This window comes from Oceanicaulis sp. MMSF_3324, assembly GCF_030733545.1.
Taxonomy (GTDB): Bacteria; Pseudomonadota; Alphaproteobacteria; order Caulobacterales; family Maricaulaceae; genus Oceanicaulis.
The window spans coordinates 1-17,645 of the sequence record NZ_JASHIU010000021.1; the positions used below are offsets into that span (position 1 = coordinate 1).

Genomic DNA, 17,645 nt, shown 5'->3' on the forward strand with positions numbered 1-17,645 from the left:
CTCCGCCCTCACCCTCTCCTTGTCCGGCCTCAGCTGTGCAGGCTGTGTGCGAAAGGTGGAGACGGCGCTGTCCAAGACCGAAGGCGTTGAGCAAGCGAACGTGAACTTCGCCACCTCGCGCGCACAGGTCATGGGTGAGAACCTTGATGAAGCCGCGCTGATCGCTGCGGTCGAAAGCGCCGGCTTCAGCGCCGAACGCTACGATCCGGCCCCCGACCGCGCCGCGCGCGATGAAGCGGAGAAAGCGCGTGAGCAGGCGGATCTCAAACGCCAGGTCATCCTCGCCGCCGGACTGACCCTGCCGGTCTTCGTGCTGGAAATGGGCGGCCACATGATCCCCGGTTTCCACCATTTCATCATGAACACGCTGGGCCAGACGTTGAGCTGGTCGATCCAGTTCGTTCTCACAAGCCTGGTCCTCGCCTTCCCCGGTCGGCGCTTCTTCACCCTGGGCGGCAAGGCGCTGCTTCGTCTGGCGCCCGAAATGAACGCGCTCGTCGCGCTTGGCGCCGGCGCGGCCTGGGCCTATTCCACACTGGTGCTGCTCGGGCCCGAGCTGTTCCCGGTCGATGCGCGCCATGTCTATTTCGAAGCCGCCGCGATGATCGCCACCTTGATCCTGGCGGGGCGGTACATGGAAGCGCGCGCAAAGGGGCGCACCAGCGCCGCTATCCGGAAATTGATCGGCCTGCGCCCGCAGACCGCCCGCGTGGAGCGCGATGGCGAGATCAGGGAGCAGGCGCTGGACGCCGTCATGCCGGGCGATCTGGTTCACGTGCGGCCCGGCGAACGCCTGCCGGTGGATGGGGTCGTTGAGAGCGGCCAGTCCTATGTGGATGAATCCATGCTGACCGGCGAGCCCGTCCCCGTGCACAAATCAAGCGGGGACGAGGTCGTGGGCGGTTCGATGAACGCCGAGGGCGCGCTCGTGATCCGCACCGAACGCACGGGCGCGGACACGGTGCTGAGCCAGATCATCGCCATGGTCGAACAGGCCCAAGGCGCCAAGCTGCCCATCCAGTCGCTTGTGGACCGCGTCACGGGCATCTTCGTGCCGGTGGTGATCGCGATTGCTCTGGTCACCTTTGTCGCCTGGCTCACGCTAGCGCCTGAAGCGGGACTGAGCGAGGCGCTGGTCAAGGCGGTCGCCGTGTTGATCATCGCCTGCCCCTGCGCGATGGGTTTGGCCACGCCCACCTCGATCATGGTGGGCGCCGGACGCGGCGCCGAACTGGGTGTGCTCTTTCGTCAAGGCGAGGCCTTGCAGGGGCTCTCCAATGTCCGCGTCGCCGCGTTCGACAAGACAGGCACGCTGACTGAAGGCAAACCCGCCCTAACAGCGCTTCATGCCGTGAAAGGCGTGAGCGAGGACGATGCGCTCGCCCTCGCCGCCGCGCTGGAACGCAGCAGCGAGCACCCGATTGCGCGCGCCATTCTGAACGCCGCCGACAACAAGTCCCTCACCCTGCCCTCGCTGGACAACTGGACCGCCGAGTCCGGTTATGGCGTGAAGGCCGAGCATGAAGGCGAGGCCCTGGTCCTGGGCTCCAAACGCTTCATGCGGCGGCTGGGGGTTGAGCTTGATCCGCTGGCTGACGCCATCAAAGGGCTGGATGAGGAAGGGGTCACGGTGATCTGCCTGGCTCGGGGCAAAGCGCTGCAGGCCGTGTTCGGCGTGTCCGACCCGATCCGGAAGGGCGCGTTTGATGCGCTTAACGCTCTGCGCGATCAGGGGCTGACCCTCGCCCTGATCACGGGCGACGCCCAGCCGCCGGCCCGCGCGGTGGGACAGGCGCTCGGCATTGAGGATGTGCGCTCTGAAACGCCGCCGGATGAAAAATACCAGGCGGTCGCCTCGCTGCGCAAAGCCTATGGGCCGGTCGCCTTCATTGGCGATGGCATCAATGACGCCGCCGCCCTGGCCGAAGCGGATGTGGGCATCGCCATGGGATCGGGGTCCGACATCGCCCTGGAAAGCGCCGATGTGGTCCTGATGCGCGACGACCCCGCCGCCGTATCCACCGCCCTCGGCCTCAGCCGCGCGACGCTGAACAATATCCGCCAGAATCTGGTCTGGGCGTTCGGCTATAACGCGCTCCTGATCCCGCTGGCCGCCGGGGTGTTCACTCCGGCTTTCGGCTGGTCGCTGTCGCCGATCTTCGCCGCCGCCGCCATGGCCGCTTCGAGCGTGTGCGTTCTGAGCAATGCGTTGAGGTTGCGCGGCTTCAAGGGCTGATCGCGGTTATCCACGATGTTGGACGCGAATTAACTTGCTCCGTGCGGGGCGTCATGGTTCTGTTCTCGCGTTGAACAAATGGGGAACGCACCATGATTGGTTATGTGACTGTCGGTACGAATGATCTTGAAAAGGCGGCCGTGTTCTACGACCGCATCGCCGCGCTGCTCGATACGCCGCGCATGATGGAGGATCCGGGCAATTTCATCGCCTGGGGCAAGCCCGATGGCGGGGCCGGGATTGGTTTGACCAAGCCCTTCAATGGCGAACCCGCCACGGTGGGCAATGGCGTCATGGTGGCGCTGGGCGCGCGTGACGAAGCGCATGTGGACGAGATTTACAAAGCGGCGATGGAGCTTGGCGGAACCTGCGAAGGCGAGCCGGGCTGGCGTGGTGATCAGTTCTACGCCGCCTATTTCCGTGATCTGGATGGCAACAAGCTCAACGCCTTCATCATGAAGATGGACTAGAGCCCTTGTGTTTGCGCCATCCCGGGATGGCGCTCCACAGGCCCGACCCGGCGCTGGCCCCGATCATCAGGGCCAGCGCCAGGGTCAGGGCGACAGGCAGGGTCCAGACGCCCAGCACATCCCTGGACACGGCTTGATCGTTCACCGTGCCGACCAGCCATGTGCCGTCCGTCAGCTCGAAGACTCCAACCGCCGCCGGATCAGACAGGCGCGCGAACACCGCCGCCAGCAGCACCAAGCCCAGAACAGCGCAAACGCCCCGCGCCAGGCTGGCGGCCAGTCTGAACACCTTTTTACCGGCGTCTTCCGGCGGCGATGCGGCAGGCTCACCGCTCCATTCCTCCGCAATTTCCTCAGGCGATCCCAAGCGCGCCAAAGCGGTCTCCACCTGCTCGGCGCTGGCTCGCGCATCCGCTTCCAGCGCCTCGATCAGGTGGGTCTCCAGCTGGGCGCGCGCCGCCTTGCACGCTTGCGCCTCGCCGACATAGGCCGTCTCGAAACGGTCAAACCAGGCCTGCGCCCGGTCGCGCGCCGCCGCGTCGACCAGATCCTGAATACGCTCGAGGATCATGACAGTCCCTCCTGTATCGCGCCCGCCAGCACTTCAAAACGAGCGCCCAGGCGTTGCAGCGCCTCGCGCCCGCTATCGGTGATCCTGTAGACCTTGCGCGCCGGCCCCGGACGACTGGTGTCCCATTCGGTCGCGACCCAGCCCGCCTCCTCAAAGCCTGACAATAGCGGATAAAGCGTGCCTTCGGGGACGGAGGCGCCGAACACCGCATGCAGCGATTGCGCAAGCGCATAGCCATGCTGGGCCGTGCCCGCGAGCGCTGACAGCGCGGCGAGCCCCAACAAGCCCTTGCGCATCTGTCGATCCAGTTTCGCTTCAGCGTCCGCCATGCCACCCCATTTCGGTCCATCTGACCCGGATAGCGCATAGCATTTAAATCGAAAACTTGAATACCTTTGTTTTCGAGGTATTGTCGAATTCAGGTTAATCAAGGAGACCTCCATGCGCTTGCCACCCTCCCCGTTCTTCGCCTGCCTTCTGGCTGTGTCCGTGCTTCTGGGTGCGTGTTCTGCACGCGCCGACCCCGGACAGCAGACCGGCGGACCCAGCGCTGACGATGTATTTGACGCCTATCTGGAAGAGGATCGTCAGTTGGAGGCGGAGCTCGATGCGCTCCCCGCCGACGCCACGCTTGAAATCCTGCGCCAGCGCACGGTGCGCGACCAGCGTGTGCGCACCTTGATGCTGGATTTGCTGCAAACGCCCGGCGCCGGCCCCAATGAGGCGACCCTGACCTGGCTGCGCCTGATGCGCCATATGAACACGATCGATCGCGAGAATGCGAACTGGCTGAAAGCCCGCCTTGATGAAATCGACTGGTTCACGCGCTCCGAGTATGGCGAGCAGGCGGACAATGACGCCTTCCTCATTGTCCAGCACGCCACGCACGACCCTGATTTCATGCGCAATATCCACCAGCGCTTCGAGCGTCTGGCGCAAGGTGGAGAGATCGCGCCTGACAATTACGCCCTGCTCACAGACCGGTTGGCCGTTATGGATGGCGCGCCCCAACCCTATGGGTCCCAGTTCGAATGCGTGGACGGCGAACAGCGCCTGCAAACACCGCTCTCTGACCCGGAACCGGTGGTCGACGCCCGCCGCGCCGAGGTCGGGCTGCCGCCTCTGGCGGAATACCGGGCGGTCTTGCCTGATTGCAGCGCGCTGCCGGGCGGCGGCTAAGCCGATCATCCCCGCCATGATGCGCTCTCCCTCTTTAACCCACCGGGCGCATCACCTATATTCAGGATGTCCGTTTCGACGGACTATGGCGATAAACGCGCGTGTAATAACCAGACTGGACCCGGGTGCGAATCCCGGCGGCTCCACCAATCTTCCTCCGCACGTTGGGCGGCGAACATGGGGCCGAATAGGATCGACAGATGGCTAAAGACGTGGCTTTCGCCCGAATGGGCCTCGTTACCAGCCCATATTTAGTAGTTGCCAACGACAACTATGCTGAAGAGGTCGCTCTCGCTGCATAGCAGCGCGGGTATCTCGCTTTTAAGTCCTGATCTCTAGCAAGGTCAGGCGGGGCTCGGGGGCGCCTGGCAACAGAAGCCCCCACTTATCCACTTCTCCCTGACAGCTTTTCCCACTGAGCGCCTGACGGCTGCGACCATGGTCGCATGGCCCAAGCCAAGCCGTGGAAGGTTTTGTTAATCCCTTTCCGCCGAAACTCGATCGATCACATCGTTCCGTTCGGGGAGCGGCATGTCTACAGATCCTGACCCCGTCGACGCCTTGGCGCAGCAAGTCGACGCCCATGCGGCTCATGATGCGCAATCCGATGCGCTGTCAGCCTTTGGCGTGTCCATGGCGGATGTCTCGGGACTGATTGATGACACCTCCAAGGCGATACTGGGCCTGAAGAACGCCTTTTCCCAGCTGGGCCTCGACGCCGAAGCCACGCTGGGGCAAAGCCGCTCCATCTTGTCTGTCACTGAAGAGAACGAAACCCAGGCCCGATCTGCGGCTACGGCCATGAATGAGGCGCAAGGCGCGCTCGGACAGACCGGCGAAGACGTGTCCACACTGGTGTCGACGGTCAGCGCCATGCAGCAACAGGTGAAGGTCCTGCTCGATGCTCTGGGACGCGTCAGCGACATGTCCGACACCATTGAACGCATTGCGAGCCAGACCAATCTTCTGGCGCTGAACGCCACGATCGAAGCCGCACGTGCTGGAGAGGCCGGACGTGGATTTGCGATCGTCGCGAGTGAAGTCAAAGCCCTTGCGAGCGATACCGCCAGCGCAACCTTGAACATTCAGGACCTGCTCAAGGAAATCCGCGGAGAGGGCGATACGCTGGTGCAGCTGGGTCAGACGGCGGCATCGGCAAGCGATCAGGTCAGTGACTCTACGCGCCAGCTCGGCACGCTGGTCAATGGCATGTCAGACGCCGTGAGCGGCATGTCTCGCTCCAGCGCGGCGGCTGCGGACGATGCGCGCGCCATTCAGGACAGAACCGAGCAGCTGACAGACACCGTCCAGGATCTCAGCGCGGTGGTCAGCCAGTCCAGCGAAGCGCTCGACGCCTCCGCCAGCCGGATCAGTTCCACCGTGGATGAAGCCGACGCCATGATCGTCAGCAGCGCCCTCAAGGGCGCACAATCGCGCGACAGTCTTTTCATCGCCACGCTGCAGGACGCGAAAACCCGCATCGAAGCGGCATTCGCACAGGCGCTCGAGCAGGGCGAAGCCTCGCTGGACGACCTGTTTGACACCGACTACCAGCCGATTGAAGGCACTGATCCGGTTCAGTACCTGACACGGTTCACCGCTTTGACGGACCGGCTTCTACCGCCGATCCAGGAGACCGTGGCCGAGAGCCATCCCGACATCGTGTTCTGCGCCGCGGTTGATCAGAACGGCTATCTGCCCACCCATAATCTGCAATTCTCAAAGCCGCAGGGCGAGGACCCGGACTGGAACGCCGCCAATTGCCGCAATCGCCGCATCTTCAATGATCGTGTGGGATTAAGGGCGGGTCAGAACACCAGGCCCGTCCTGCTGCAAACCTATCGTCGCGACATGGGCGCGGGTCGGTTTGTCATGATGAAGGATCTCAGCGCGCCGCTGTATGTCGCGGGACAACACTGGGGCGGCCTGCGTCTGGCCTATCGCACAGGGTCGGACGACTAGGCCGTGCGCGCGCTCGGTTCTTCGTCCTGAGCCATGCCGCCGGCTTGGGAAACCGCGTCAGACACCGCCTGAACCAGAACATCCTGACGCAAGGGCTTGGCGAGGGTGTCGACAAAACCGGCGTCGATATAGCTCTCTACCTGGTGAGCCATGATGTTGGCGGTCATGGCGATCACGGGGGGCATGCGCCGGCCATCCGCTTCCCGCGCCGCCTTCAGATCCCCGAACACCGCCACGCCGTCTCGCGCGGGCATCCGGATATCCATCAGGACGAGATCGAAATCGACCTGTTCGCAATGGTCGAGCGCGGTTTGCGCATCCCCGGCCAGGCTGACATCCACATCGCAAGCGCGCAGCAATCCTGCCGCCACGGTCTGGTTGGTCTCGCAATCATCAACCACCAGGATTTTGAGCCCGGATTTCAGGCTGTCATTGCACTCACATTCGCTCGCTTGAACCGGCGCCTCGCGGTCGAGACTGACAGCGCGGAACGGCAGATAGACGGTAAACAACGTGCCCACATCGGGCTCGCTCTCCACCTCGATCCGCCCCTTCATCACTTCAAGCAGCCGTTTGACGATGGACAGCCCCAGCCCGGTCCCGCCGTATTCGCGCGAGGTCGACGAATCCGCTTGAGTGAAGGGCATGAACACACGCTCGACCTGCTCCTCGGTCATCCCGCAGCCGGTATCCCGCACGCGCAGGATCAGCTCTTCCTTCACATCGTCTTCGGAGAAGCTGAGCCGCACCCCGCCCTTGCGCGTGAACTTGAGCGCGTTGGAGACTAGGTTGTGCACGATCTGGCTCAGGCGCGTGGGGTCGCCCACGCGCAGGCTTTGCGCGCTGACCCCGTGTTCATAGCGCAGGGAGAAGCTCAGACCGGCTTTTTCCGCCTGAGGCGCGTAAAGGGATTCAATCTGTTCGGCGACATCGCCCAGGACGAACTCGACCGTTTCCACATCCATTTGACCGGCGTCGATCTTCGCCAGGTCTAGAATATCGTTCAGTGTCGACAACAGATGGTCGCCCGACATGCGGATCACTTCGACCGCCTTGCGCTGGCGCTCATCCAGCTGGGACAGGGCCAGCACCGCCGTCATTCCCAGCACCCCGTTCAGCGGCGTGCGGATCTCATGGCTCATATTGGCGAGGAACTGGGACTTGGCCTGGTTGGCCTCTTCCGCCTTGGCCTTTTCCGCGGCCAGCGCCTTGACCGCCGACATTATGTGCGCGCGGAAAAACGCCGCAGAGGTAAAGACAAACAGCTGCGACAGGACCAGGCCGGCCAGCAGGGTATCGTGCGCGCTGCTCGTATCCCCGCTCATGCGCGTCATGGCGTAGGTCATGACATAGATGCCGGCGCTGAACAGCGCGATGATCAGGCCGTCAATCATCCCCAGAATGAGACAGAAGGTCAGAACAGCGGGCAGCAAGCCGATATTGTTCACATTGACCAGATTGCCGTTGATCAGGGACAGCAGGCCCAGAAAGCCGACAAATGTGATCCCGATTATGCGCGCGCGCAAATGTTCATGACGGCGGCCGTTGATCAGGAATGGCGCCAGAAACATCAGGACCGACAGGCTCAGTCCGGCGCCGATCTCGAAGGCGTATTCGGGCAGATAATGAAGGTTGATGATGTTGACGATGAGGCTGCTTGAGCCCGCGAGCAAGCTGAAGACAGTGAGCACCCGCTGCGACGCGACGCTCATACGGTCCTGACTGCCCGGTTTCGGCCAGTATCGATCAAGAACTGATTGCATCGCCCGCCTCCCCGGGACCGAACACCATCATTGTACCCGGCGGCCCCGAATGTGCGCTCTTTACCATCGCAGACCTTAGGGTTTCGTTTCCAAACTCCTACACAATTGCATCGAAGTCACCTTTTAGGAATATAAGCAAACCCGGCTCGCCCATTGGGGGAGATCGCCACAGGTGCGCACAGCGGTGACGACCGATTGACGCACCGCAGGGAACCGGTACCCTTCGCTCAAGACTGCCGTGGCTGGGAAAGGGCGATGCAGGTGGCTAAAGACCTGATGCAATATGAACAGCTCGCACAGGAAGCCCTGCGCGATGTTGTTCGAAAGTCTCTGGAACGGGCGGCGGGCGATGGCCTGCCGGGCGCGCACCATTTTTACATCACCTTCCGCACGGCCGATCCGGGGTGCGATATCGATGAATCCCTCGCCAGCGCCTATCCCGAAGAAATGACGATTGTTCTGGAGCATCAGTTCTGGGACCTCGAAGTGGATGACGCCGGCTTTGAAGTCACGCTGAAGTTCGGCGGCGTGCCCAAATATCTCAAGGTTCCATGGCGCGCGGTGACGCGTTTCCACGATCCCAGCGTCGGCTTCCGGCTGCATTTCGACTACGCCGCTCCCTCCCCTGATGACACGCCGAACCTTGGAGACGGCGATGATCAGGTGAATGAAGGCACCGTCGTCAGCCTTGAAGCGTTCCGGAATAAAGAGTGAGCACGTCGACGACGCGCAAGGACGAGCTGTCCGCGCTGTTTTCCGATCCGCAGCACCTGCCTGCGGCCACGCGTCATTTCGGATTTTCCCTGATCGATCTCGATCCGGAGGCGCACTGGGTGGAAGCCTGGTTCGAAGCGCGCCCTGAATTTCTCAATCCCAATGGGTCCATTCAGGGCGGCATTGTCACCGGTTTCCTGGACGAGGCGATGAGCCTGTCGGCCTTTGTCGCCGGGGATCTGAAATGCGCCGTGCCCACGCTTGAAATGAAAACCAGCTTCCTGCGTCCCCTGATGACGGATCGCGCGCGAGCGCGGGGTCAAGTCGTCCGGCTGGGCTCCAGCGTCATCTTCACCGAGGGCTGGCTCTGGAATGCGGACGGCATTCTGTGCGCCACCGCCAGCGCGACCGCCGCGCGCCGCCCCTTCAAGGATGACTGAACTCACGGGCAAACCCCGCCATCTGGCGCTGATCGCCCTGTCCCAGGTGCTGGCGCTGTCTGTCTGGTTCGCTGGCGCCGCCGCGCTGCCGGCCCTTCAAGCCACGGGCGCCCTTTCCACCTTTGACGGCGCTGCGCTGTCCAGCGCGGTCCAGCTGGGTTTTGTCATCGGCGCCCTGACCAGCGCCAGCCTCGCCATACCCGACCGGTTCGACGCCCGACGCGTCTTCGCCGGCGGCGCCCTGATCGCCGGCTTGATGAGTCTGTGTGCGCTCACCCTGCCGGCCGGATCCCCGCTCATGCCCCTGAGCCGCCTTGTCGCGGGGGCCGCGCTCGCCTTTGTCTACCCGGTGGGCATGAAGCTCGCCGCCAGCTGGGCGCGCGGGGATACCGGACTTCTGATCGGACTGCTGGTCGGCGCCTTGACCCTGGGTTCGGCCAGCCCCCACCTCGCGCCGGTTTTCACGCAGGATCTCAACTGGCGGGCGCCGTTTGCGATTTCAGGGCTCGCCGCCCTGCTCAGCGCCGCCTTGATCCTGTGCGCGAAAGCGGGCCCGGCCTTTCGCCGTGCGCCAGGTTTTGATCCTCAGGCGATCCGCCTGACCTTCACCGACCCCGCCTTGTTTCGCGTCAATCTGGGCTATCTGGGACATATGTGGGAGCTGTACGCCTTCTGGGCCTGGGTGGGCGTGTTCGTCACCGTCTGGGCGAGCACCCAGGGGCTCAACCCGTCGTTTTCCCCGCCCGCCCTGACCTTCGCCATCGTCGCCACCGGCGCTGTCGGATCACTGGGCGCGGGCTGGCTGGCGGACCGGATCGGACGCACGCTCGTGACCAGTCTCGCCATGGCGCTCAGCGGCGGCTGCGCCGTTCTCAGCGCCTGGGCCTGGTCCGCGCCTGCCGCCGTCATGATCGCCCTGCTCCTGATCTACGGGGTCACGGTGATCGCGGACTCCGCGCAATTCTCCGCCGCCGCTGCGGAACTGGCGCCGCCAGACAAGGCAGGCTCCGTTCTTACCCTGCAAACCGCGCTCGGTTTCGCCCTGACGCTGGTCACGGTTCAGCTCCTGCCGGTGTGGGCCGAATGGACCGGCTGGCGGTTCGCGTTCTGGCCCCTGGCTCTGGGACCTATAGTTGGTGTCTGGTCCATGCTCAGCCTGAGACGTCGGCCCGAGGCTGTCCGCCTCGCTGAGGGCCGGCGCTGAGCGCTATAGTGCAAACATATATTAACCGGCTAAGCGCACTCCTTGATTAAGGATTGCGCATATTTGACTTACCTTATCCTTTAAGTTGCGCAATTAAATCGAGAGGCAGAGGTCTTCCAATGATCAATAAGCTTGATCAGTTCTCGCTGACCGCGCGTCTTCGCATGATTGCGGGGGCATCCATCATTCTGATGCTGACCTATGTCGGGGCCAATTTCCTGATGGGCACGGTCAGCCAGCGCGTTGATGACCGCGCGACCCAGGCGACGGAAAACCTTGTGGCCGCGAGCGGGCTTGAAAAAGACCTGACATCGTTGTTGCGCGACACCTATCTGATGGCCAGCTCGCCCACGCCCGAGCGCCGGGACGCCGCCCTGGGCAATCTCACCGATTTCGAGATCGCGCTAACCGATGTGGAAGCGATTGTCGACGAACCACAGTTTCGCACCGCGCTGGCCGCCATTCGCGCGGATGTGCCGGGCCTGAACGAACTGATCGAGTCCGCAGCCGCCAATATCGCGACCTATTCCGATGTGGAGATGCAGCGCTTCATTGACGCGCTGGCGGTCTATGACGACCGGATGGACACCAATATCGAGATCGTCCGGGACGGCGAGCGCGCCCTTCTGGATGAGGCCTGGGCGACCCGCGACCGCGTCGCCGCGATGTCGCAATGGGTCAGCCTGATCGCCCTTGTGCTGACCGCGGCCGGGCTGATGGCGATGACGCAGATCATCGGCGGCAGCATCAGCCGGTCCGTCTACTCGATCCAGTCGCTCGTCGGCCAGCTGGCCGAAGGCAAGCGCGACATGACGATCGCCGAGACCCGTCGCAAGGATGTGTTCGGCGATCTCGGCCGCGCCATCGGCACCTTGCAATCCGCGCTCAGCAGCGCTGACGAGGTGCATGAGGCGCAAAGCCGTGAAGCCAAGCAGCGCCTGGAACGCCAGAAAGTGGTCGAAGATGCCGTGGTGCGGTTCGAGAGCAGCTCGAGCGAACTGCTCAACTCCGTGATGGCGGCCTCCCAGCAGCTCTCCTCCTCCGCCTCCCAGATGCAAAGCTCTTCCAGCGAGGCGTCCGGCCTGTCCCGTGATGCGCAAACCGCTTCGGGCTCCGCCGCGTCCGGCATTCAGGCCGTGGCCGCCGCTTCGGAAGAACTGGCCGCCTCCATCCGCGAAGTGTCCGAACAGGTCACCCGCACCTCCGAGCTGTCCCGTGAAGCCGGTGACGAAACCGAGCAGAGCGCCACGGTCGTCTCCCAGCTGTCCGATGCCGCGCAAGCCATCGGCGAGATCGTCACCCTGATCGAGACCATCGCCGACCAGACCAACCTGCTGGCGCTCAACGCCACGATCGAGGCGGCCCGCGCAGGCGAAGCCGGCAAAGGGTTTGCGGTCGTCGCCAGCGAGGTGAAAGAGCTGGCGGAACAGACCAGCAGCGCCACCCAGCAGATCTCCCAGCAGATCACGGCGATCCAGTCCGCATCCGAGAAGACCGCCTCTTCCACCGACCGCACGCTGCAAGCGGTGCGACAGCTCGGCGAGCTGGCGACCAGCTGTGCGGCCGCCATTGATCAGCAACGCGTGGCCACGACAGAAATCGCCGAATCCGCCCAGCGCGCCGACTCCGGCTCCAGCGAAGCGGCGTCCAGCGTGGCGAAAGTGGTGGAGTTCACCCACCAGACCGATGAGATCTCCAAGTCGGTCCTGTCAGCAGCGCAGGAAATGGCTGATCGCCATGAAGCCTGGAAGGAAGAGTTCGAAAGCTTCGTTCAAACCATGCGCGCCTCTTAAGGCAGACCCGCACGATCATGAAACGGGGCGCTACGGCGCCCCGTTTTCATTACGGCCCAAAACTCGCCTGATAAGTGCGTGGCCGAAGCACGACAACCAGACGAACAAGACTAATTTAATACCCTCAAACTCACAGTCAGGAGAGAAAAGCGGTGTGATTCCCCGTTTGCGGGACTGCGCCCAGCAACGGAGATCATCATGTCCGGCCTGACGTCAGTTCTATCTCCCTTCACTCGCCACGGGCTGCCCACCCTGCCCTTGCTCCTTCTCCTAGTTTACGCGGTCGCCAGCGCCACGCTGGGCGGCTCGATCCGGCATCTGGAAAACCAGGCCCGCCAGACCATCGAACTTCGGTACGCCGCGTCCACGCTTGAAAAGGACCTCGTCTCGCTCACCCGCGACGCCCAGGCCATGGTCAGCGCCCCCAGCCCGCTGCGCATGCAGGCGCTTCTGATCAATCTTGAGGAATACGCGAACGCGCTGGACGCGATGAGCGCCCTCAGTGTTCGCCGGTCCGAACTGCAAGCGCCGCTGAACGCACTGGAAGATGCTCTGCCTGGCATTCGCAGCGTCGTGCTTCAGGCGGCGCGGCTGGACGCTGATCGCACGGACGCCTTGGTCCAGGAGCAAGCACGCGCCCTGACCCGTATTGATGGCGAGATGAATGCGCTGGTCAGCGACATAGACAACCAGATCAGCGCCAGCACCGGTGTCTCCGGCGTGTTGGCGGACCGGCTACGCCTTCTGAACTGGATCCTGAACATCCTGGCCATGGGCCTGGTGGCCGCCCTGATCTTCGGTGCACTGAGACAGGGCCTGCCGCAAAGCGTTAAGGCCCCGCTCGCGGATTAAGTGAAAACCCTTCTACTGGAAACCCCATGCAATTGAACTGCATGGGGTTTTTCGTATTCCCATGCTGAACATGTGACTAACCAAACTTGAAGTATTTCAGTCCGTAATGACGCCAGCATCGGGTGACCTGCTGGGGGCGTCCGGTTTCCCATTGTCTCCGACCGAAGAGGCTGGACATGAATACGTACAAGCTTTCCCTGCTGCTGGGCGCCGGCGCTGCGCTCCTGCCGCAGGATGCACTGGCGCAATCAGCTGAGGTCTTTGGCGATTTCCGGGGCCGCTATGAAACAGTTGAACAGACCGGCAAGCTGGATGCGGAATCCCTGACCTTCCGAAGCCGCCTGGGTGTGCGCTTCACGCTCGCCGATGAGCGCTTCAGCTTCTTGGCGGAAGCGGAGAACAACATCACCCTGTCCGGTGAGGACCAGCGCAACACCAGTTTTGATCCGCTGCCGCAATACGCGACGATCAATGATCCAGACTTCACGGAGCTCAATCGCGCTCAGCTGAGCTTCACGCCCGATGACACCTGGTCCTTCACCGCAGGCCGCCAGTATCTTGGCTTTAACGGTAACCGCATTATCGGTTCACCGGGGCATCGTCAGGACAAGAATTCCCATGACGCAATCGTCGCGAATTTTGAACGCGGCGCTTTTGAAGCCAGCTATGTCTATCACTGGCAACTCAATCGCGGCCCCGGCGATGACTCCAACTGGGATACCGATGTTCACCTGTTCCACGCCGATTATGGCGTCAGTGACGCGCTCAAGCTTTCAGGCTTCGTGTACCTGATCGATATCACCGAAACCGGTCGCGAGAATTTGTCCAACACCACCTACGGCGCCCGGGTGACGGGCTCGACCAATCTGGGTGAAGTGGGCGTCCGCTATGATCTGATGTTTGCGGCGCAGAACGACTCCGGGTCCGCCACCGCCGACTTTGACAACACCCTGTTTGATGGCGGTATCGCCTTTTCCTATGAGGGCGCCCGCTTCGCGCTCGGATATGACGTGGTGTCCGGCGATGGCAATGTCGCCTTCGCCAACCCGCTGGCGGCCAATCACGGCACTGCGGGCTGGGCGGATGTCTTCCATGGCGGCGGTCGCGCCGCGCCCGCCAACGGGCTTGAGGACTTCCATGTGGAGGTCAGCTATGGCGCGAGCGTGGACTCTTCCGTCATCGAGAGCTGGCGCGCCGGCCTGATCTGGCGGGATTTTGAAGCGGAAAACACCGGCGATGATCTGGGCGAGGAAGTGGACGCCTATCTGCGGCTCAGCTTCGCCAATGATGTGAGCCTGTCGTTTGAAGTCGCCGATTATGACGGCCCGGACGCCAGCTATGCGCCCGCCGACAAGACCAAGTACTGGGTGACCCTGGGCTACAAGTTCTAGAGACCCCGAGATGCCTGCCAAAACGCCAGGGCCTTGCCCTGGCGTTTTTCGTTTCAGGCGGCGTCGGCCTGACCGTCATGGCTGAGCTCGCCGATCGGCCGGGCGCGGACTTTCACACGCGCACGCTCGCCCAGAACCTTCTCCACGTGAAGGCGCTGGACCTGGCTGTCATCGTGAAACACCACCCCGGTCAGCGCATCCAGAATGGCCTTGGCGACATTGTCCACGTCATGCACCGGGCTGGCTTCGGTGCGTTCGATCTCGATCACCACTTCAAACGGGCCGTATTTCGGACGCACGCGCTTGAACTCGGTCCGGAAGAAGGCGGAGATCAATTCCTTGAACTTGCGCGTCTGCGACGTCAGCGCATCCACACGGACATTCAGCGATCCATCAATGGCGGAGGCTTGCACCTTCCCTCTCCCAATCCAGTCGAGCTGGTCCCAATAGTCCGGCGGCAAGGATGTGAAGCGGGACATGAAACCTTGTTCGACATTGCTATGGCGATTCGTGCGCCCCGGGCGCGCATGGTTACGCGCTGAGACTTGTTAAACATGGCGCTGCACGCCCCATGGAGCAAGCCGCCGGCTCGCCGAAGCGCTCCGGCGCCGCGCATCAGGTGCAGATCAGCGCGGCTCAGACCAAGCGACGCCTTGCCTGTCTTTGCTTTGCGGGCCTATAGACGCCTCATACAAGGCCCACGCCGTACTGGAGAAAGACCCATGACCGAGATGCGCGTTGAAACCGATTCCTTCGGCCCCCTCGAAGTCCCGTCCGACAAGCTGTGGGGCGCCCAGACCGCGCGCTCGCTGAAAAACTTCAAGATTGGCGGCCAGACCCAGCCCTTGCCGCTGGTGCGTGCGCTTGGCGTGGTCAAGCATTGCGCCGCCAAGGCCAACATGTCGCTGGACAATCTCGAGCCGAAACTGGGCGACGCCATCGCGGCGGCGGCGCTGGAAGTGGCCGAAGGCAAGCTCAACGATCATTTCCCGCTGGTGGTCTGGCAGACCGGGTCGGGCACCCAGTCGAACATGAACGCCAACGAGGTCATCTCCAATCGCGCCATCCAGATCCTGGGCGGCGAGGTTGGCTCCAAGGACCCCGTCCACCCCAACGACCATGTGAACCGCTCCCAGTCGTCCAACGATACCTTCCCCACCGCCATGCACATCGCGGCGGCGGAAGTGTTCAAGCACGACCTGGTCCCGGCGCTGCAGACCCTGCGCAACGCGCTCAATGACAAGGCTGAAGCGTTCAAGGACATCATCAAGATCGGCCGCACCCACCTGATGGACGCCACCCCGCTGACGCTGGGCCAGGAATTCTCCGCGTACGTCCACATGCTCGACAACGCCATTCGCCGCGTCGAGGCGGCCCTGCCGGCGCTTTATGAGCTGGCCCAGGGCGGCACGGCGGTCGGCACCGGCCTGAACGCCAAGGTCGGCTTTGCCGAGAAGTTCGCCGAGGAAGTGGCGAACCTCACCCAGCTGCCCTTCGTGACCGCACCGAACAAGTTCGAAGCCCTGTCCACCAAGGACGCCATGGTGGAAGCGCATGGCGCGCTGAACTCGGCCGCGGTCTCGCTGTTCAAGATCGCCAATGACATCCGCCTGCTGGGCTCTGGCCCGCGCTGCGGCATCGGCGAGATCGCCCTGCCGGCGAACGAGCCGGGCAGCTCGATCATGCCGGGCAAGGTGAACCCGACCCAGTGCGAGGCCATGACCATGGTCTGCGCCCAGGTGATGGGTCACAACTCCGCCGTCAGCTTTGCCGGAAGCCAGGGCCAATTCCAGCTCAACGTCTTCAAGCCGATGATGAGCTATAACGTGCTGACCAGCGCCAAGCTGATCAGCGACGCCTGCCATTCCTTCACCGACAATTGCGTGGTCGGCATCGAGGCGAACGAGCAGCGCATCGCCGACATCATGGAGCGCTCGCTCATGCTGGTGACGGCGCTGGCGCCGACCATCGGCTATGACAACGCCACCAAGGTCGCCAAGACCGCCCACGAGAACGGCACCACCCTGCGCGAGGAAGCCATCAAGCTCGGCTTCGTCACCGAGGAGGAGTTTGACCGCGTGGTGCGCCCCGAAGACATGATCGGCCCGAAATAGGCCGAACGCTCGGCTCCGCGGCTTCGGCGGCGGAGCCCAAGAGGCTCTCATGACCCAGCCGATCAATCTGCGTCAATTCCGCAAGAAGAAGGCGCGCGAGGACAAGGCCAGACAGGCCGAAACCAATCGCGTCCAGTTCGGGACCCCGAAGGCCCAGCGCGCGCTTGAAAAAGCCCGCCAAGCTAAGCGCCAGGCGGAACTCGAAGCGCACAAGCGCGACACGGATGAGGGGTCAGAGACCTGACAAAAACGGCGGCTCGATGAGCCGCCGTTTTCATTTCGGGACGTTCCGTTTTGGTCATCTACTCTAGCTGAAGGCCCCGAGCGCCAGAGCCAGAACCAGCGGATAGACCAGAAGCGCCGCGCCGATCAGCACGGGCGGGAAATTGCGCATTACCGTGGCCTTGCCCAGAGAGGTCGCCTGGGTGATCAGGTCCGGCCATGTATAGCTGACGAAATCACCCTGGGTGAGCACCTGGATCAGGCGGCCATCCTCGTCGACCACCGGCAAGCGGCGAAAGCGCTCATTGCTCATCATCCGCAGCCATTCCAGCATGTCGTCATCGGCGTGGGCGGTGCGCGGATTGGCGGTCATGATGTCGCGCAGGGGCGTTGTGGCCGGGTCGCGGCCTTCATTGACGAGACGGCGCAGAACGTCGCGCTCGGTCACCACCCCTTCCACCTTGTTGTCGGCGTCCACGACAATGACCGAACCGAAATTGCGTGCAGCCATTTCAGAAACCGCGTCCTTCACCATCGCATCGGCGGCCAGGGTCAACGGCGCGGTCTTGCGGGAAAATTCCGGACGGTCACGCAGGCGCAAGCCATGGCGGGCGCCTTCTTGCTCTGTCTTGGTCATGTCGCGTCTCCTTTTGTTGACGACGTAGACTTCCACCTAGAGCGACAGAAGGTCGCGGCGACCTTTGAGCCAAGAAAAGGGGCGATGGAGGTTCGCT

17 protein-coding genes and 1 other RNA gene are annotated in these 17,645 nt (G+C 63.0%); 13 read left to right on the plus strand and 5 right to left on the minus strand.

Translation table 11 applies throughout. The features are described from left to right. Positions 1-2,236 (plus strand): heavy metal translocating P-type ATPase (locus RBA95_RS14315; protein WP_306017554.1); only part of this gene is annotated, 2,236 nt, incomplete at its 5' end. A 92-nt stretch (positions 2,237-2,328) separates the two neighbouring features. Next, complete coding sequence (locus RBA95_RS14320; RefSeq protein ID WP_371933621.1) at positions 2,329-2,706, plus strand: VOC family protein; 378 nt, start codon at positions 2,329-2,331, stop codon at positions 2,704-2,706. Here RBA95_RS14320 and RBA95_RS14325 read toward each other — a convergent pair. After that, complete coding sequence (locus RBA95_RS14325; protein ID WP_306017556.1) at positions 2,690-3,277, minus strand: hypothetical protein; 588 nt, start codon at positions 3,275-3,277, stop codon at positions 2,690-2,692. The two genes, RBA95_RS14320 and RBA95_RS14325, sit on opposite strands and share 17 nt — an antisense overlap. After that, positions 3,274-3,606, minus strand: coding sequence for a PadR family transcriptional regulator (locus RBA95_RS14330; protein WP_306017557.1), 333 nt, complete (start codon positions 3,604-3,606; stop codon positions 3,274-3,276). Before RBA95_RS14330 ends, RBA95_RS14325 begins: the two co-directional genes overlap by 4 nt. A gap of 112 nt (positions 3,607-3,718) precedes the next feature. On the opposite strand from RBA95_RS14330, the gene RBA95_RS14335 reads away from it, so the two are divergent. The 3 genes from RBA95_RS14335 to RBA95_RS14345 all read left to right on the plus strand — a co-directional run bounded on the left by RBA95_RS14335 (position 3,719) and on the right by RBA95_RS14345 (position 6,418). Continuing rightward, the gene (locus tag RBA95_RS14335) at positions 3,719-4,456 is read left to right on the plus strand and encodes a DUF6624 domain-containing protein (RefSeq protein WP_306017558.1); all 738 of its coding nucleotides are present in this window, start codon (positions 3,719-3,721) and stop codon (positions 4,454-4,456) included. 29 nt (positions 4,457-4,485) lie between these two features. Next, positions 4,486-4,842: a transfer-messenger RNA gene (gene ssrA / locus RBA95_RS14340) on the plus strand. A 145-nt stretch (positions 4,843-4,987) separates the two neighbouring features. Continuing rightward, positions 4,988-6,418, plus strand: coding sequence for a methyl-accepting chemotaxis protein (locus RBA95_RS14345; RefSeq protein WP_306017559.1), 1,431 nt, complete (start codon positions 4,988-4,990; stop codon positions 6,416-6,418). Here RBA95_RS14345 and RBA95_RS14350 read toward each other — a convergent pair. Further along, complete coding sequence (locus tag RBA95_RS14350; protein WP_306017560.1) at positions 6,415-8,181, minus strand: ATP-binding protein; 1,767 nt, start codon at positions 8,179-8,181, stop codon at positions 6,415-6,417. The two genes, RBA95_RS14345 and RBA95_RS14350, sit on opposite strands and share 4 nt — an antisense overlap. Before the next feature lie 255 nt (positions 8,182-8,436). Here RBA95_RS14350 and RBA95_RS14355 point away from each other — a divergent pair, with 255 nt between their 5' ends. The 6 genes from RBA95_RS14355 to RBA95_RS14380 all read left to right on the plus strand — a co-directional run bounded on the left by RBA95_RS14355 (position 8,437) and on the right by RBA95_RS14380 (position 14,575). Next, positions 8,437-8,895 carry an SspB family protein gene (locus RBA95_RS14355; RefSeq protein ID WP_306017561.1) on the plus strand — a complete coding sequence of 153 codons (459 nt, stop codon included), beginning with the start codon at positions 8,437-8,439 and terminating at the stop codon, positions 8,893-8,895. After that, the gene (locus tag RBA95_RS14360; RefSeq protein WP_306017562.1) at positions 8,892-9,335 is read left to right on the plus strand and encodes a PaaI family thioesterase; all 444 of its coding nucleotides are present in this window, start codon (positions 8,892-8,894) and stop codon (positions 9,333-9,335) included. Before RBA95_RS14355 ends, RBA95_RS14360 begins: the two co-directional genes overlap by 4 nt. Then, positions 9,328-10,539, plus strand: coding sequence for an MFS transporter (locus RBA95_RS14365; protein ID WP_306017563.1), 1,212 nt, complete (start codon positions 9,328-9,330; stop codon positions 10,537-10,539). The genes RBA95_RS14360 and RBA95_RS14365 overlap by 8 nt, the downstream gene beginning before the upstream one ends. A 119-nt stretch (positions 10,540-10,658) precedes the next feature. Beyond that, positions 10,659-12,332, plus strand: coding sequence for a methyl-accepting chemotaxis protein (locus RBA95_RS14370; RefSeq protein ID WP_306017564.1), 1,674 nt, complete (start codon positions 10,659-10,661; stop codon positions 12,330-12,332). 198 nt (positions 12,333-12,530) lie between these two features. Continuing rightward, the gene (locus RBA95_RS14375; protein ID WP_306017565.1) at positions 12,531-13,184 is read left to right on the plus strand and encodes a hypothetical protein; all 654 of its coding nucleotides are present in this window, start codon (positions 12,531-12,533) and stop codon (positions 13,182-13,184) included. A gap of 176 nt (positions 13,185-13,360) precedes the next feature. Continuing rightward, entirely contained in the window at positions 13,361-14,575 is a 1,215-nt protein-coding gene (locus tag RBA95_RS14380) for a hypothetical protein (protein WP_306017566.1), read from the plus strand. A gap of 53 nt (positions 14,576-14,628) precedes the next feature. On the opposite strand, the gene RBA95_RS14385 is transcribed toward RBA95_RS14380, so the two are convergent. Then, the gene (locus tag RBA95_RS14385; RefSeq protein ID WP_306017567.1) at positions 14,629-15,054 is read right to left on the minus strand and encodes a RusA family crossover junction endodeoxyribonuclease; all 426 of its coding nucleotides are present in this window, start codon (positions 15,052-15,054) and stop codon (positions 14,629-14,631) included. 243 nt (positions 15,055-15,297) lie between these two features. On the opposite strand from RBA95_RS14385, the gene fumC reads away from it, so the two are divergent. Together fumC and RBA95_RS14395 are read left to right on the plus strand one after the other, a co-directional pair. Continuing rightward, positions 15,298-16,689: a class II fumarate hydratase gene (fumC, locus tag RBA95_RS14390; RefSeq protein WP_306017568.1), complete on the plus strand. Its 1,392-nt coding sequence runs from the start codon at positions 15,298-15,300 to the stop codon at positions 16,687-16,689. Positions 16,690-16,738: 49 nt separating this feature from the next. After that, entirely contained in the window at positions 16,739-16,933 is a 195-nt protein-coding gene (locus RBA95_RS14395) for a DUF4169 family protein (protein ID WP_306017569.1), read from the plus strand. A gap of 63 nt (positions 16,934-16,996) precedes the next feature. On the opposite strand, the gene RBA95_RS14400 is transcribed toward RBA95_RS14395, so the two are convergent. Further along, positions 16,997-17,548 (minus strand): CBS domain-containing protein, encoded by a 552-nt coding sequence (locus RBA95_RS14400; protein WP_306017570.1) that lies wholly within the window; start codon positions 17,546-17,548, stop codon positions 16,997-16,999. Positions 17,549-17,645: the final 97 nt, after the last annotated feature.

What these genes read in the sequence shown, in the direction of transcription:
- RBA95_RS14365 (WP_306017563.1), top strand. Translation starts at nt 9,328, where the DNA reads ATGACTGAACTCACGGGCAAACCCCGCCATCTGGCGCTGATCGCCCTG.
- RBA95_RS14395 (WP_306017569.1), top strand. Translation starts at nt 16,739, where the DNA reads ATGACCCAGCCGATCAATCTGCGTCAATTCCGCAAGAAGAAGGCGCGC.
- RBA95_RS14380 (WP_306017566.1), top strand. Translation starts at nt 13,361, where the DNA reads ATGAATACGTACAAGCTTTCCCTGCTGCTGGGCGCCGGCGCTGCGCTC.
- RBA95_RS14370 (WP_306017564.1), top strand. Translation starts at nt 10,659, where the DNA reads ATGATCAATAAGCTTGATCAGTTCTCGCTGACCGCGCGTCTTCGCATG.
- RBA95_RS14350 (WP_306017560.1), bottom strand. Translation starts at nt 8,181, where the DNA reads ATGCAATCAGTTCTTGATCGATACTGGCCGAAACCGGGCAGTCAGGAC.
- RBA95_RS14320 (WP_371933621.1), top strand. Translation starts at nt 2,329, where the DNA reads ATGATTGGTTATGTGACTGTCGGTACGAATGATCTTGAAAAGGCGGCC.
- RBA95_RS14335 (WP_306017558.1), top strand. Translation starts at nt 3,719, where the DNA reads ATGCGCTTGCCACCCTCCCCGTTCTTCGCCTGCCTTCTGGCTGTGTCC.
- fumC (WP_306017568.1), top strand. Translation starts at nt 15,298, where the DNA reads ATGACCGAGATGCGCGTTGAAACCGATTCCTTCGGCCCCCTCGAAGTC.
- RBA95_RS14345 (WP_306017559.1), top strand. Translation starts at nt 4,988, where the DNA reads ATGTCTACAGATCCTGACCCCGTCGACGCCTTGGCGCAGCAAGTCGAC.
- RBA95_RS14355 (WP_306017561.1), top strand. Translation starts at nt 8,437, where the DNA reads ATGCAGGTGGCTAAAGACCTGATGCAATATGAACAGCTCGCACAGGAA.
- RBA95_RS14375 (WP_306017565.1), top strand. Translation starts at nt 12,531, where the DNA reads ATGTCCGGCCTGACGTCAGTTCTATCTCCCTTCACTCGCCACGGGCTG.
- RBA95_RS14400 (WP_306017570.1), bottom strand. Translation starts at nt 17,548, where the DNA reads ATGACCAAGACAGAGCAAGAAGGCGCCCGCCATGGCTTGCGCCTGCGT.
- RBA95_RS14325 (WP_306017556.1), bottom strand. Translation starts at nt 3,277, where the DNA reads ATGATCCTCGAGCGTATTCAGGATCTGGTCGACGCGGCGGCGCGCGAC.
- RBA95_RS14385 (WP_306017567.1), bottom strand. Translation starts at nt 15,054, where the DNA reads ATGTCCCGCTTCACATCCTTGCCGCCGGACTATTGGGACCAGCTCGAC.
- RBA95_RS14330 (WP_306017557.1), bottom strand. Translation starts at nt 3,606, where the DNA reads ATGGCGGACGCTGAAGCGAAACTGGATCGACAGATGCGCAAGGGCTTG.